Origin of the sequence: Amycolatopsis nivea (genome assembly GCF_004522235.1) — a bacterium.
Lineage (GTDB): Bacteria > Actinomycetota > Actinomycetes > Mycobacteriales > Pseudonocardiaceae > Amycolatopsis > Amycolatopsis nivea.
Map to the genome: position 1 here is coordinate 25,905 of NZ_SDLT01000043.1, position 14,174 is coordinate 40,078.

The following is a 14,174-nucleotide window of genomic DNA, read 5'->3' on the forward strand; positions in this document are numbered from 1 at the left end:
TGCTTACTGGGTAAGCTTACCAGGTAAAGGTAACACGGAAGGGTGGACTCATGCCCAATCGCGGCGATCGGGGCGGGGCCAAGACGCGGGCGCGGATCGCCGAGGTCGCGACCGGGCTGTTCCTCGAGCGCGGGTTCGACGCGGTCACGATCGCCGAGGTCGCCGCCGCGGCCGGGGTGTCCAAGGTGACGGTGTTTTCGCACTTCGAGCGCAAGGAAGACCTGCTCCTGGACCGCCTGCCGGAGGCGATCGACCTGGTGCGGTCGGCGGTCCGCGAACGGACTGGGGGCGTGGTGGACGCGCTCCGGCAGCTCGCGCTGACGCTGCAGGAAGAGGGGCACGTGCTGTCCGGCGTGGGCGGCGACATCGAGCCGCTGATGCGCACGGTCGCGGAGTCGCCCGCACTGATCGCGCGGCTGCGGGCGTTCGGGTACGAGATGGAAGCCGAACTGGCTGCGGAACTCGCCGCGGACGCGCGGTTCTCCGGGGATTCGACGCTGCTCGCGGCGTTGGTGGTGGCGGCTTACCGGACCGTGGCGGTGGAGACGATCCGGCGGCGGCTGGAGGGGGAGGATCTGGCTGAGCTGGCGGCGTCGCACCGGGAGCGGTTGACGCGGGCGTTCGACATGGTCGATCGCCTGGTCAGCGGCTGAGGCACGCCGCTGCGTCCAGGTCTCGCCTCGGTCAGGGGGCGGCTGAGGCGGCGCTGGACGGAAATCCAGCGCCGCCTCCGGCAAATCAGCCGTTGACGAACGCGAGGTGTGCGGCGTCGTAGCGCTCGCCCGCGAAGTTCTCCGGCGCGGCGACGGCCTCGATCGCGGCGAGATCGTCGGTGGTCAGGTCTACCGTCAGCGCCGCGAGGTTTTCCTCCAGGTACTGCTTCCGCCGCGTGCCCGGGATCGGCACCACGTCCTCGCCGCGCGCCTGCACCCACGCGAGGGCCAGCTGCCCGGTCGTGACCTCCTTCGCGGCGGCCAGCTCCTCCAGTTTCGCCACGATCGCGAGGTTGCGGTCGAGGTTGCCGTCAGCGAACCGGGGCTGGTAGCGGCGCACGTCGTTGTCCGCCATCGTTTCGGTGGAGCGGTAGCGGCCGGTCAGGAAACCGCGGCCGAGCGGCGAGAACGGGACGATGCCGATGCCCAGTTCGCGGCAGGCCGGTGCGATTTCCGCCTCCAGGCCGCGGGTCCACAGCGACCATTCGCTCTGCAGCGCCGCGATCGGGTGCACCGCGTGGGCGCGCCGGACGGTCTGCGCGCTCGCCTCGGAAAGCCCCAGGTGGCGGACTTTCCCGGCCCGAACCAGCTCCGCCATCGCGCCGACGGTTTCCTCGATCGGCACGTCTGGATCGACTCGGTGCAGGTAGTACAGGTCGATGTGGTCGATGCCGAGCCGTCGCAGCGAGGCGTCGCAGGCCTGGTGCACGTAGGCGGCGTCGCCGCGGACCTTGGTCGGTTCGCCGAGGCGGTTCGCGACGCCGAATTTCGTGGCCAGCACGACCTCGTCGCGGCGGTCGGCGATCGCGCGGCCGATCAGTTCCTCGTTGTGTCCGGAGCCGTAAAAGTCAGAGGTGTCAAGGAAGTTCACCCCGAGGTCGACGGCGTGGCGCAGCGTCTCGATCGACTGCGCGTCGTCGGTCGCGCCGTAGCCGTGGCTCATTCCCATGCAGCCCAAGCCCTGTGCGGAAACCGTCAGGCCGCCGAGGCTCCGGGTCGGGACGTCGGTCATGGTCGCTCCTTCTGCGCTGGATCCTGTCTCCGGCGACGCTAAATCCTGGAGCGCGCTCCGGGTCAAGCATTAGGCTCGCGGCGGTGGACTACGACGCGGTGATCGTCGGCGGCGGGCACAACGGGCTCGTCGCCGCTGCCTTTCTGGCCCGGGCCGGACGGTCGGTGCTGGTGCTCGAACGGCGTGCGGAGATCGGCGGCGCGGCGGTGTCGTTCCGCGCTTTCCCTGGCGTGGACGTCCGGCTCTCGCGCTATTCGTACCTGGTCAGCCTGCTGCCCCGGCGGATCGTGGCCGAGCTGGGCCTGGATGTCCAGCTGCGGAGGCGGCGGATGTCGTCCTACACCCCGGCTGGCGCCACGGGTCTCCTTGTCGACACGGGCGACGACGAGCGGACCGGCGCGTCGTTCCGTGCGGTCACTGGGTCCACAAAGGACTATGCGGCCTGGCAACGGTTCTACGCCTCGGCCGCGCGGGTGGCGGAGGCGACTTTCGATTCGCTGACCGAGCCGTTGCCGACGCGTGCTGAGCTGCGTCGACGGATTGGCGACGACGAGGCGTGGACGACGTTTTTCGAGCGTCCGGCAGGGGAAACGCTGCGCGAGCTGTTCGAGAACGACGTCGTGCGCGGCGTCGTGCTCACGGACGCGCTGATCGGCACTTTCGCCGCTGCGGACGACGAGCAGCTTCGGCAGAACCGTTGCCTGCTCTATCACCTCATCGGCAACGGGACTGGCGACTGGGACGTCCCGGTCGGCGGGATGGGCGCGGTCACCGATGCGCTCGCCGATGCAGCCCGTCGCGCCGGGGCGACGCTGGTCACAGGCGCGGATGTGCTGTCTGTGACGCCGGACGGAGAAGTTCGTTACCGCGTAGGCGATGCGGAACAAGTGGTGGTCGGTGGGCATGTGCTGGCGAATGTCGCGCCGCGCACGCTTGCCCGGTTGCTCGGCGAGGAGCCCGCGGAGTCACCGGAGGGTGCGCAGCTGAAGGTGAACATGGTGCTGCGCCGGTTGCCTCGGTTGCGGGACACGGCGGTCGATCCGCGCGACGCGTTCGGCGGGACTTTCCACGTCAACGAATCGTTTGCCCAGCTCGAAACTGCTTACCGGGAGGCTGCTGCGGGCCGGATCCCGACGGTGCCGCCGTGCGAGATCTACTGCCATTCGCTGACTGATCCGTCGATTCTCGGCCCGGCTGAGCGGGCGGCGGGCGTGCAGACGCTGACGTTGTTCGGCCTGCACATGCCTGCTCGGCTGTTCGAGGCGGACAACGACAGGGCGCGGGCGGAGGCGTTGCGGGCCACGGTGGCGTCGCTGGACAGCGTGCTCGCGGAGCCGATCGAGGACTGCCTCCTGCTGGACGGCGACGGAAAACCGTGTATTGAAGCCAAAACGCCGCTGGATCTGGAGGCGGAGCTGGGATTGCCGCGCGGGCACATCTTCCATCGCGACCTGTCGTGGCCGTATGGCGATGACGAGACGGCGGGGACCTGGGGCGTCGAGACCGGGCACGAGCGGGTGTTGCTGTGCGGGGCCGGCGCGGTCCGTGGCGGCGGGGTCAGCGGGATTCCCGGGCACAACGCGGCGATGGCGGTGCTCGGTCGACGTTTCGGCGGCGGACAGGCAGGGTGAAGACATGCGCGTGATCGTGATCGGCAGTGGAATCGGCGGGGCTTCGACGGCTTACCACCTGGCACTGCGTGGAGCGGACGTCGTCGTGGTGGACGCGGACCGGGCCGGGGTGGCGACAGATGCCGGCGCCGGGATCGTCAGCCCTTGGACGTCTTCCTGGGACGAAGCGGTCTATCCGCTCGCCGCTGCTGCTGGGCGGTATTACCCGGCTTTGGCAGCCGAATTGAGCGAGGCTGGGCACGAATCGTCGTATGAGGTGGTCGGCGGGATGGTGGTGTCGGCTTCTGAAGGGGAGCTGACTGAGGCCTATGACCGGCTTGCCGGGCGGGCGGCGGATGCGCCGGAGGCTGGGGTTGTCGAGCGGCTTGACGCCGGGCAGGCGCGGGAGCTTTTTCCGCCGTTAGCACCGGAACTGGCTGCGGTGCATTTGTCGGGGGCCGGGCGGGTGGACGGGCAGGTGCTGCGGCGTGCGCTGATCTCCGCGGCGATTGACCGGGGCGTTGAGTTCGTGACCGCTGAGGCTGCGCTGGAACCTGGACTGCGGGTGCGGGCTGGGGCGGAGGAACTCTCCGGGGACGCGGTGGTGCTTGCCGCTGGGGCTTGGTCCGGGGAGGTGGCCGAGGCGCTGGGGGTGCCGGTGCCGGTTGTGCCGCAGCGGGGGCAGATCAGTCACTTTGATCTGCCTGGGGTGGAGACTGCTGGGTGGCCGGTGGTGTTGCCTCGCAGCAGCCATTACCTGCTGGCGTTTCCCGGTGGTCGGGTGGTGGCGGGGGCTACTCGGGAGAGCGGGGCTGGGTTTGACCATCGGGTGACTGCGGCTGGGCAGCGGGAAGTGCTGGAGCAGGCGTTGGCTGTTGCGCCTGGGTTGGGGGATGCGGGGTTGGTGGAGACTCGGGTGGGGTTTCGGCCGGTTTCGCCCGACGGGTTGCCGTTGCTGGGGCAGGTGGCGCCCGGGTTGTTTTTGGCTACTGGGTTTGGGCCCGCTGGGCTTACGTTGGGGCCGTTTGCCGGGAAGTTGGTGGCGGAGTTGGTTTTGGGGGCGGATGTTCCTGGGGAGTTGTTGGCTGGGTTCGGGGTGGGGAGGTTTTCTTGAATCGTCCTCGGCTCGTCGCCTGGCGGCGACATCGCGTCCTGGCGTGCGTGGGGCACCCCGAAGCTTGATTGTGCTGACGGTCGGTGGGTGCTTGTCAAGGCGGGAAAGATGCCTTGACAAGCACCCACCGACCGCAGGGGAGCTTCGTATCGGGGTGCGGGGGAGGTCTGGGTGCCTCGCTCGTTGGGTGCGTCGGTGCGGGTGGTTAGTCGGTTAGTAGTTCTAGGGCGTGGTCGCCTGTGCGTTCTACTGTTAGGCCTGCTTTGGTGATTACGCGTACTAGCTGGTCCACAGTGGACGGTTCGGTGCGCGAGGTGGCTAGTACTGCTGCCAGTTTTCCCTTGTAGGCCTTGTTGAAGTGGCTGACTGTCGTGCGGTTGCCGTTGGCGTCTTCGGTTACTACGCGGACGGTTACTGCGTCCGAGGGCAGCTTTGCGAAGGCTGCGTACGTGCCGGAGCGGAGGTCTACCAGCAGGCCTTCTACGTTGTGCAGCACTGGTTCCAGGACTGGCTTCCACAGGCCTCGTACGGTTCCTAGTGCGGGGACCGTGTTGCCGCCGGAGAGGCGGTAGGCGGGGATGGGGTCGGTTGCCGCTACGACGCCGAACAAGGAAGACGTGACGGCCAGGCGCTGTTGTGCTTTCGCTAGTCCGGCGCGGGTGAAGCTTTTGACGTCTAGTGCGTCGTAGAGGACGCCGGTGTAGCGGTGCAGGGCGGGCATCGTCGGGGAGGTCCAGAGCTGGGCGTTGCGGGTGACCTCGTCCGATTGGCGCGCGGAGATGCCCAGTGCGGCGAGGCTCGCGGGGACGTCCGCCGCGAGTTCTACCAGGGCGTCGGCCAGTTTGGCGCGCACTGGGTTCAGCTCTGGGAACGACAATGCGTCCAGGTCCAGCGGCGCGCCTTTGCCGCCGTCGGCTTTGGTTTCTGAAGGGGGGAGGAGCACCAGCACCCCCGGAGCGTAACCGCCCGGTAATCCAGGTGCGGCGGCCGTGTGCCGGTCCTTACCCTGGCCGCATGGAACTCACCTGGCGCCCGCTCGCGCTCGCCGACGTCGAGGCCGTCACCCGGCTCTGCGCGGTCGCGGAGGAAACCGACCGGACCGGTGAGCATTGGGACGAGGGTGACGTGCGCCAGGAAATGTCGGGCCCGTCGGTCGACCTGCCCGGCGCGAGCATCGGAGCGTGGGATGGTTCGCGCCTGGTGAGCTACGCCCTGGTCATCCCGCGCGACGCCGCTGACCCGGTGCACCAGCCGCACGTGGCGGCGCTGACTGACCCGGAGTACCGGACGGACGAGGTCGCTTCAGTGCTGACGGAGTGGCTCGTGCGCACGGCCCGGAGCGTCCACGCGCAGCACTTCCCGGACGCGAAGCTCGAACTCCACGCCGGTGCGCACGAAAACGAGCATTGGTACCTCTCGCTCCTCGAACGCGGCGGGTTCAAGCAGGAACGCACCTTCGTGGAGATGCGTGCGGACCTCACCGCGCTGCCCGCCGCACCGCCGCTCCCGGACGACCTTCCGCTGGTCGCCTGCGAGGAGCGCTACGACGCCTTGGTTCTCGACGCGCGCAACGCCGCGTTCGCCGGGCACTGGGGCAGCACGTGGCTTTCGGCCGACGAGTGGAAGCACCGGTTCCGCGACAGCAAGGACTTCCAGCCGGACTTGTCGTTCCTCCTCCTTTCCCCGGAGCGCGACCGGGTGGTGGCGTTCGTGATGTCGTCGTTCTTCGATGCGGACGCACAGGCGACCGGCGTGCGGGAACTGCACGTCAACTACGTCGGGACCCTGGCGGAGGCCCGCGGGCGAGGACTGGCGTCGGCCCTGCTGGCCCACACCCTCGAAGCCGGTCGCGCGGCCGGTTTCGAGAGGTCGTCGCTGTCGGTCGACGTGGACAACACCCATCGCGCGCTCGCGGTGTACGAGCGGTGCGGGTACCGGACGGACGCACGGAATTACGGGTACGTCCTGCCGCTCGACTGACCGCCGGTGCGGGGCTGCGGCGGGGGCGGCGAGCGGGGAGCTGCCCGACGCCGACGGCAGTTGCCCGCTGACTGAGCGGACTGGCGGCCGCGCTGGACCAGACGCGCTCGCGCGGACCCGCTGGTCGAGACGCGCCCGCTTGGACGTGCTCGCGCAGACCCGCTGGTCCAGACGCGCCCGCCTAGACGTGCTGGCCCAGACGCGCTCGCGCGGACCCGCTGGCCCGAACGCGCCCGCCTAGACGTGCTCGCCTAGCCGCGCGCTGCTGGGCGTTCCGTCGCCCGCGCCCGGTCCAGCCGGGTGTGACTTGGGCTCAGCCGCGTTCGGTGCTGGTCGCAGTTCGCCGACGTTCGCGCCCAGCGCGACCCCTCACCACATCCTCAATGCGCCCCCTTCGCCGACACGCAGAACACGTTCCCCTCCGGATCCTCCAGCACCGTCCACTCCAGCCCGGGCACCGAATGCCCTCCCCGCTCCACCGCGCCCAGCCCCACCAGCCGCCGGACCTCGGCTTCCCGGTCGTCCGCTCCGAAGTCCACGTGGACGCGGTTCTTCCCGGCCCGCGGCTCCGGCACCCGCTGGAACCCCAGCCGAGGGCCGCCCGACGCCGGGTCCTCCAGCATCACGAACTCGCCGTAGTCCGCGGCCACCGAAACGCCCAGCGCCGCCGTCCAGAACTCCGCCAGGCGCTGCGGCTCGGCGCAGTCGACGGTGATCATGCCCATTTCCAAACCCATGCCCGCACGCTAACCGCGACCACCGACAAAAACGGCGTCCGCCGATAACCCGCATGCGTCGCGGCCAGGGGGTTGACTACTCTGTGCGAAACGTCTAAGGCCCGCTCAGCGCAGGGAGTTCCCAGTGATCACCAGGATGTCGTCGTTGTTCCTCCGCACGCTGCGCGAGGATCCGGCGGACGCCGAGGTACCCAGCCACCGGCTGCTGGTACGCGCCGGCTACGTCCGCCGGGTCGCCCCGGGTGGTTACTCGTGGCTGCCGCTCGGGCTGCGCGTGCTGCGCCGGGTCGAGGAGACCGTGCGCGAGGAGATGAACGCGATCGGCGCGCAGGAGATCCAGTTCCCCGCGCTGCTGCCCCGCGAACCCTACGAGGCCACCAACCGCTGGACCGAGTACGGCGACACGCTCTTCCGCCTCAAGGACCGCAAGGGAGCCGACTACCTCCTCGGCCCGACCCACGAGGAGCTGTTCGCGCTCACCGTGAAGGGCGAGTACAGCTCCTACAAGGACTTCCCGGTCACGCTCTACCAAATCCAGACCAAGTACCGCGACGAGGCGCGTCCCCGCGCGGGCATCCTGCGCGGCCGCGAGTTCGTCATGAAGGACTCCTACTCCTTCGACCTCGACGATGAAGGCCTCGCCAGCTCGTACCAGAAGCACCGGGACGCCTACATCAAGCTGTTCGACCGGCTCGGCATCGAGTACGTCATCGTGTCCGCCACGTCCGGCGCGATGGGCGGTTCGGCGTCCGAGGAGTTCCTGGCGGTCGCGGAGAACGGCGAGGACACCTTCGTCCGCAGCACCGAGTCGGGCTACGCGGCGAACGTCGAAGCGGTCGTCACGCCCGCGTCCGCTGCCCGCCCGCTCGAGGGGCTGCCCGAGGCGCAGGTGCACCACACGCCGAACACGCCGACCATCGAGACCCTCGTCGCGTTCTTCAACGCCGCCGGGCTCGGCCGCGAGTTCACCGCGGCGGACACGCTGAAGAACGTCCTGGTCAAGACGCGCCAGCCGGGCGCGAAGGAGTGGGAGCTGCTCGGCATCGGCGTCCCGGGCGACCGCGAGGTGGACTTCAAGCGCCTCGAAGCCGCGCTCGAACCCGCCGAGGTGGAGCTGCTCGAAGAAGCCGACTTCGCGAAGAACCCGTTCCTCGTCAAGGGCTACATCGGCCCGAAGGCGTTGCAGGAGAACGGGGTCCGCTACCTCGTCGACCCGCGCGTGGTCGAGGGCACCGCCTGGCTGACCGGCGCCGACCAGCGCGACCACCACGTGCTCGACCTGGTCGTCGGCCGCGACTTCACCCCGGACGGCACCATCGAGGCCGCCGAGGTGCGCGAGGGCGACGCGTCTCCGGACGGGCACGGCACGCTCGTCGCCGCGCGCGGCATCGAGATCGGGCACATCTTCCAGCTCGGCCGCAAGTACACCGACGCCTTCGAGGTCGACGCGCTCGGCCCGGACTCCAAGCCGGTCCGGATCACCATGGGCTCCTACGGTGTCGGCGTCTCCCGCCTGGTCGCCGTGCTCGCCGAGCAGAACCACGACGAGCAGGGCCTCGTGTGGCCGCGCGAGGTGTCGCCGTTCGACGTGCACGTGGTCATCGCGGGCAAGGACGAGACGGTGCGCGAGGGCGCGGAGAAGATCGCCGCCGAGCTCGACGCCGCCGGTCTCGAAATCATCCTCGACGACCGCAAGGCCACCCCGGGCGTGAAGTTCGCCGACGCGGAGCTGGTCGGCGTCCCGACGATCCTCGTCGTCGGCCGCGGCCTCGCGAACGGGCTGGTCGAGGTCAAGGACCGGCGCACCGGCGAACGCGAGGAAATCGCCGTCGACTCGGTCGTCGACCACCTCGCGAAGCTCGTCCGCGGCTGAAGCCAGTGGGCTGGTTCGGGCGCAACCGCCGCGACGACGGCGGGTACCGGGACAACGCCGCGCTGAGCGGCTTCGGCGGGTACGAGCCGTCCGACGCGCCGAAGTTCCCGAGCGCCGGGTACGGGAAACCGGACCCGGCGCCGTCCGAACCAGCCCCGGAGCCGCGGGCCGACCCGATGCGGCAGTCCCTCACCCCGGCGCAGCTGCGGCGAGGGACGCCCCGCAAGACCAATCTCCGCCTGGTCAAGGCGGTCCCGATCGTCATCCTCATCGGGGTGTTCGGCTACAACGTCTTCTCCGCCAACAGCCGCCATTCCGCCAGCACGGACGACACTCCGCGCGCCCCGTACACCTACCAGCCGGACCCCCGCGTCGTCGTGCCGCCGGTGGTCGCGGGTTGGCAGTCAGTGGCGGGCAAGGACGGCAGTTACGCGTACGACGTGCCGCCGTCCTGGGAACCGGCTCCGACCACGCTGCACGGCTGGGACCCGGTCGCCGGATCGCCCGGCATCAACCTGTCCACCAGCGCGTTCCTCGGCAAGGGCAACTGCAAGGAAGATCCGGTCGGCCAGATCGGCGGCTCGGGTTTCACCACCGAGAAGACCAGTGACGCCGCTGAAGCCGCCCGTAAGGCCGTCACCGACCTGGGCGTCAGCGCGTACACCGGCGAAGGCGCTCCGGCCGCGAAGGTGACGCCTGGTGCGCCGGAGAAGACCGAAGTCAAGATCGAGAACGAAAGCCGCGAGGGCACGCTCGTGGTTGCCGAGGTCTCCCCGAGCAACGCGCCATGCCAGCCAAAGAGCGCGCTGGTCGGGGCGCTCGCGCTCACCGCCGGCGAAAAGTCGGCCGTGCTGGTCGCGTATTCCGAACAAGGCCGCCCGGGATCCGCGTCCCGGGACGACCTCGTCCGGATTCTGCACAGTTACCGCGGCGTCCCGGCCGCGGACCGGTCCACGACCACGCCGCCGCCGACCACGCGCTGACGGCGCAGCGCCAGCTTCGCGAAGTCCATCAGCCCGGCGTTCGGCAGATACGCGCGGCCGAGCGCGATCCCGATCCGCGGCAGATCCGCTTCGTCGCGGTAAGCGAGGTACAGCGGCTCGTGCCGCGGCTGGAACTTCGCCTTGAACGCGTGCAGGGAACGGAATCCGTAGTACGGCTCCATCATCGAGCCCAGCGCGTCCAGCATCCGGTCGACCATCTGCCGCGGCGTGCTGTCGTTGCTGCGGACCAGCGGCGCGCCCGAGAGCGACACGAACTGCGCGCCCTCCTCGCGGAACGCCAGGCAGGCCGAGGCGATCAGGAACTCCATCACCGGCCGGAACCCGCCCGTGCGGCGGCGCATCACGTCGAGCGTCCAGCCGCCGACCTCGCCGTCGCCGGTGTGCACCGGCAGCCACGACGTCACGCCGTGCACCGTGCCGTCGGCGTCGACCGCGAGACCGACCCGGGTCGCCGGGTCCATCGCCTGGTCCACGCCGCCGAGCGTGAAGCCCATTTCCGGCAGGCCCTTGTCGCAGATCCACTCCTCGGACAGCGCGCGCACCTGGTCGCGGATCGACCACGGCTGCTCGGCCAGTCGCACCAGCCGGAACTCGATCCCGTCCTTCTTCGCGCGGTTCAGCGCGGTCCGCACGTCCTGCCACGCCTTGCCGCGGAATTCGAGGTTTTCCAAGTCCACCAGCGTGTCCTCGGCGACCTGCACGTGCTGCCAGCCCAGTTTCGCGGTCTGCGCGGCGGTTCCCGCGGTCGCCGAGAACACGCACGGCACGAGCCCGGTGTTCTCGCACATCGCGGCGAATTCCCGCAGCGTGCGGTCGCTCGTCCCGTCCGGCGCGACCGGGTCGCCGAGCGCCACCGCGACGCCGGCGTGCCGCTGGTAGGCCAGGTACGAAGCACCGTCGGAGGCGACGAAGTAGGTGTTCTGCGGCCACGTCGTCATCCACGAGATGGTGCTGCCGCCGTTGCGGCCCAGCAGAAGCCGGGCGAAGGCCGGGTCCGGGCCGCCGCGGAACAGCTTGCGCCGCCTGCGCCGCGAGGGCACGCGGAACGCGCGCCGCGCGGAGATCAGCAGCACCAGTTCCACGCCCCACAAGAGATTGTCCACAATGAACAGCGGCGGGTTGCTGAGTTCGGCTTCCTGCCGGACGACCTGCGTGATCGCGACGACCCCGGCCAGCACCGCCATCTGCGACGCGGCGAGCACGCACAGCGTGATCGCGCACCGCCAGGCGAACCGCGAACCCCGGCGCAGCCCGTTGAGGATCGGCACCGCGATGAGGCACAGCGGGATGAGTTCGTTGCCGGACATCGAGATCGAGTCGGACGAGCCGAACGGTCCGTCGCCGGGCACCAGCCACATCACCACTTCGGCGACGACCAGCAGCACCAGCCCGGCCGACGCGAGCAGTCGCCATTCGCGCAGCGACGGCTTGTTGGCGTTGCGCGCGGCGGGTCCGGCGAGGCGTCGGCCCAGCGGCAGCGCGAGAACGAGCGCGAAGAAATGCACGAGATCGGCGAGCGTGCCGACATAGACGATCGCCACCCCGGCGTACACGCACAGCCCGGCTCGCAGGCGCAGCCGCCACGGCGTCCGCAGGGTCGCGCTGGTGATGGCGATCGCGGCGAGCGCACCGCCGGAGAAGCCGACGTCGAGCGTGCCGGCGATCCGGTCGGCCCAGGCCCAGCCGGAATTGCGGGAAAGCTCGAGGAACTGCACCGCCACGACCGTCGACACCAATTGCCCGCCGATGGTCACCGCCATCGCGCGCCGGGTGCCGAGGTGCCATTCGGCGAATCCGGCCATCAGCGCGAAACTGCCCGCCATCGGCAGGTAGAACCACGGGCGCAGGGCGTAGAACGGGCCGGTGAACAGCGTCCACCAGCGTCCGTGTTCGAGCGAGGGAAGGCCGTAGGCGTAATAGTGGAAAGCGTGCTGGTGCTCGGCGGCGTGCCAGAGCGAACCGGTCGCGACCCCCACGATCAAGATGGCAAGCACCACGGTCGTCGTGAACGGAACCCGGTGCCACAGCACTGCTAGCCGCCCGCGTGCCTCTCCGGCCGTGAGGCCGGTTCCCCCCTGTGCGATCGTCATGGGGAAAGTTTGGCGCGGCGATCTTAAGCGGTCATCGGCCGTCGGACCTACTTCTCCCCCTAAGGGACTGCTACCCCAGGGGGACCCGACCCTGGTCCCAAGACTGACCCGCGGTGTGCGGCAACGCTCTCACCAGCGGAAAGGGACTGGCGTTCGGCTAGTAAGCGGCGCCTCCGACCCGGAGTAGGGGTTGACGCCGAAAGCCGCCCGAACGAGTGATCCCGGTCGCTTGCCTCACGGCGTTCCGAGCACTGCCGCGCGGACGGCGGAAAGGTCGGCGAGATTCGGCAAAACCGCGTGCGCACCGGCACCGGTCAGTTGTTCGGCGGAAAACCGGCCAGTAGCAACGCCGATCGCCACCGCGCCGTAATCGAGCGCGGCCTCGATGTCGTGCGGTGTGTCCCCGAGAATCACTACGGATTCGGCAGGAAATTCCGTGCCATGCTTCGTTTCCGCCGCTTTGACGGCGTGCGGGACGAGATCTGCGCGGCGGGCCGAAAGCGAACCGTAGCCGCCGATCTCCAGATCGAGATGTTCGTCGAGACCGAGCGCGGCGAGTTTGTGCAGCGAGATCTCCGGCAGGTTCCCGGTGATGAGGCTCTGCACGACGCCTTCGCGGCCGGCGAAGTCGGCGAGCACGGCCGCCGCGCCGTCGAGCGCCCGGCCTTCCTCGGGCAGCGTTTCCCTGGCGCGTTCGACGGCCGCGATCAGCTCCCGCCACATCCGCTGGATGGTTTCCTCGTCCGGCTCGATCCCGTGCATCGCCAACACGTCGGCGGTGATCGCGCGTTCGGTCCGGCCGCCGAAGTCCGGGGGCGTGCGGAACTCCGCGCCGGTCGCGGCGGCGAGCGCGGTGCCGTACCAGCCGATGCCCAGCCCGGTGTAGTCGACGAGCGTGTGGTCGATGTCCCAGAGCACCAGCCGGTGCGTGCGAATGGCTGTCACGTCCGCGATGCTACGGCGGGCTCAGCCGGTGAGGTAGCTGAAGCGGACCCGGCGGACGGGGTTGTCGACGTTCGTGTCCACCAGGCACACCGACTGCCAGGTCCCGAGCAGCAGCACGCCGCCGAGCACCGGCACGGTCGCGTACGGCGGGAGGAACGCCGGGAGCACGTGGTCGCGGCCGTGTCCGCCGGTGCCGTGCTGGTGGCGCCAGCGGTTGTCGCGGGGGAGCAGGTCGTCGAGCGCGGCGAGGAGGTCGTCGTCGCTGCCCGCGCCGGTTTCCAGCACCGCGAGCCCGGCCGTCGCGTGCGGCACCCACACGTGCAGCAGGCCGTCGGTGGCGTCGGCGTCGCGCAGGAACTTCTCCGCTTCCCGGGTCAGGTTGTGCACGACCGCGGCGTTGCCGGTGTGCACCTCGATCTCGGTGGAGTACATCCCGTCAGCGTAGGCGTCAGGAATCGAGATAGCGGAGCACGGCGAGGACGCGCCGGTTGTGCCCGTCCGACGGCGGCAGGCCCAGCTTGCCGAAGATGCTCGTCACGTACTTTTCGACCGAGCCCGCGGACAGGAACGCCTCCGCCGCGATCGCCGAGTTCGACCGGCCCTGCGCCATCAAGCCGAGGATCTCGCGTTCGCGCGGCGTCAGCTCGGCGAGCGGACCGGCCTGGCCGGTGGTCGCGAACAGCTGGCGGACGACTTCCGGATCGAGCACCGTCTCGCCGGCGGCGACGCGTTCCAGCGCGGTGAGGAAGTCCGACACCTCGGCGACGCGGTCCTTCAGCAGATAACCGACCGCACCCGCTTCCCCGGCGAGGAGTTGCTTGGCGTAGTTGGTTTCGACGTACTGCGAGAACACCAGAATCGCGCAGCCAGGCCGTTCGGCGCGCAGATCGATCGCCGCGCGCAAGCCTTCGTCGGTGTGGGTCGGCGGCATTCGGATGTCCACAATGGACACATCGGGACGATGCTCGCGGACGGCGGTGCGGAGGTCGTCGGCGTTCTTCACCGCCGCTGCTACCTCGTGGCCGCGCAGGCCCAGCAATTCGACGAGACCCTGGCGCAGGATGGCCGAGTCCTCCGCGATCACGATCCGCACGGT

Annotated in this window: 13 protein-coding genes; 6 read left to right on the forward strand and 7 right to left on the reverse strand. The window is 69.7% G+C overall.

The genetic code is table 11. From position 1 onward, the window contains the following. Positions 1-50: 50 nt before the first annotated feature. Positions 51-653 carry a TetR/AcrR family transcriptional regulator gene (locus tag EIZ44_RS36500; protein WP_037820363.1) on the forward strand — a complete coding sequence of 201 codons (603 nt, stop codon included), beginning with the start codon at positions 51-53 and terminating at the stop codon, positions 651-653. A gap of 85 nt (positions 654-738) precedes the next feature. On the opposite strand, the gene EIZ44_RS36505 is transcribed toward EIZ44_RS36500, so the two are convergent. Next, complete coding sequence (locus tag EIZ44_RS36505) at positions 739-1,725, reverse strand: aldo/keto reductase (RefSeq protein ID WP_134733693.1); 987 nt, start codon at positions 1,723-1,725, stop codon at positions 739-741. An 83-nt stretch (positions 1,726-1,808) separates the two neighbouring features. On the opposite strand from EIZ44_RS36505, the gene EIZ44_RS36510 reads away from it, so the two are divergent. Both EIZ44_RS36510 and EIZ44_RS36515 read left to right on the forward strand, forming a co-directional pair. Next, the gene (locus tag EIZ44_RS36510) at positions 1,809-3,356 is read left to right on the forward strand and encodes a phytoene desaturase family protein (protein WP_134733695.1); all 1,548 of its coding nucleotides are present in this window, start codon (positions 1,809-1,811) and stop codon (positions 3,354-3,356) included. A gap of 4 nt (positions 3,357-3,360) precedes the next feature. Continuing rightward, positions 3,361-4,449 carry an NAD(P)/FAD-dependent oxidoreductase gene (locus tag EIZ44_RS36515; RefSeq protein ID WP_134733697.1) on the forward strand — a complete coding sequence of 363 codons (1,089 nt, stop codon included), beginning with the start codon at positions 3,361-3,363 and terminating at the stop codon, positions 4,447-4,449. A gap of 205 nt (positions 4,450-4,654) precedes the next feature. Here EIZ44_RS36515 and yaaA read toward each other — a convergent pair whose 3' ends face one another. Continuing rightward, positions 4,655-5,398, reverse strand: coding sequence for a peroxide stress protein YaaA (gene yaaA / locus EIZ44_RS36520; protein ID WP_037820371.1), 744 nt, complete (start codon positions 5,396-5,398; stop codon positions 4,655-4,657). Between the two features lie 65 nt (positions 5,399-5,463). Here yaaA and EIZ44_RS36525 point away from each other — a divergent pair, with 65 nt between their 5' ends. After that, the gene (locus EIZ44_RS36525) at positions 5,464-6,429 is read left to right on the forward strand and encodes a GNAT family N-acetyltransferase (protein ID WP_134733699.1); all 966 of its coding nucleotides are present in this window, start codon (positions 5,464-5,466) and stop codon (positions 6,427-6,429) included. A gap of 380 nt (positions 6,430-6,809) precedes the next feature. Here EIZ44_RS36525 and EIZ44_RS36530 read toward each other — a convergent pair whose 3' ends face one another. Further along, positions 6,810-7,166: a VOC family protein gene (locus EIZ44_RS36530; RefSeq protein ID WP_043834320.1), complete on the reverse strand. Its 357-nt coding sequence runs from the start codon at positions 7,164-7,166 to the stop codon at positions 6,810-6,812. A 124-nt stretch (positions 7,167-7,290) separates the two neighbouring features. On the opposite strand from EIZ44_RS36530, the gene EIZ44_RS36535 reads away from it, so the two are divergent. Then, positions 7,291-9,039 carry a proline--tRNA ligase gene (locus tag EIZ44_RS36535; RefSeq protein ID WP_134733701.1) on the forward strand — a complete coding sequence of 583 codons (1,749 nt, stop codon included), beginning with the start codon at positions 7,291-7,293 and terminating at the stop codon, positions 9,037-9,039. Positions 9,040-9,044: 5 nt separating this feature from the next. Beyond that, entirely contained in the window at positions 9,045-10,022 is a 978-nt protein-coding gene (locus tag EIZ44_RS36540; protein ID WP_134733704.1) for a DUF8017 domain-containing protein, read from the forward strand. Here the strand turns inward: EIZ44_RS36540 and EIZ44_RS36545 are convergent. The 4 genes from EIZ44_RS36545 to EIZ44_RS36560 form a co-directional block, all read right to left on the reverse strand. After that, positions 9,962-12,133 carry a bifunctional lysylphosphatidylglycerol flippase/synthetase MprF gene (locus EIZ44_RS36545; RefSeq protein WP_134733706.1) on the reverse strand — a complete coding sequence of 724 codons (2,172 nt, stop codon included), beginning with the start codon at positions 12,131-12,133 and terminating at the stop codon, positions 9,962-9,964. The genes EIZ44_RS36540 and EIZ44_RS36545 overlap by 61 nt on opposite strands. A gap of 234 nt (positions 12,134-12,367) precedes the next feature. After that, positions 12,368-13,069: a haloacid dehalogenase-like hydrolase gene (locus EIZ44_RS36550; RefSeq protein ID WP_167754388.1), complete on the reverse strand. Its 702-nt coding sequence runs from the start codon at positions 13,067-13,069 to the stop codon at positions 12,368-12,370. Between the two features lie 30 nt (positions 13,070-13,099). Further along, on the reverse strand, positions 13,100-13,510 hold the full coding sequence (locus EIZ44_RS36555; RefSeq protein ID WP_134669575.1) for a YjbQ family protein: 411 nt from the start codon (positions 13,508-13,510) through the stop codon (positions 13,100-13,102). Between the two features lie 16 nt (positions 13,511-13,526). Next, the gene (locus tag EIZ44_RS36560) at positions 13,527-14,171 is read right to left on the reverse strand and encodes a response regulator transcription factor (RefSeq protein ID WP_043834330.1); all 645 of its coding nucleotides are present in this window, start codon (positions 14,169-14,171) and stop codon (positions 13,527-13,529) included. Positions 14,172-14,174: the final 3 nt, after the last annotated feature.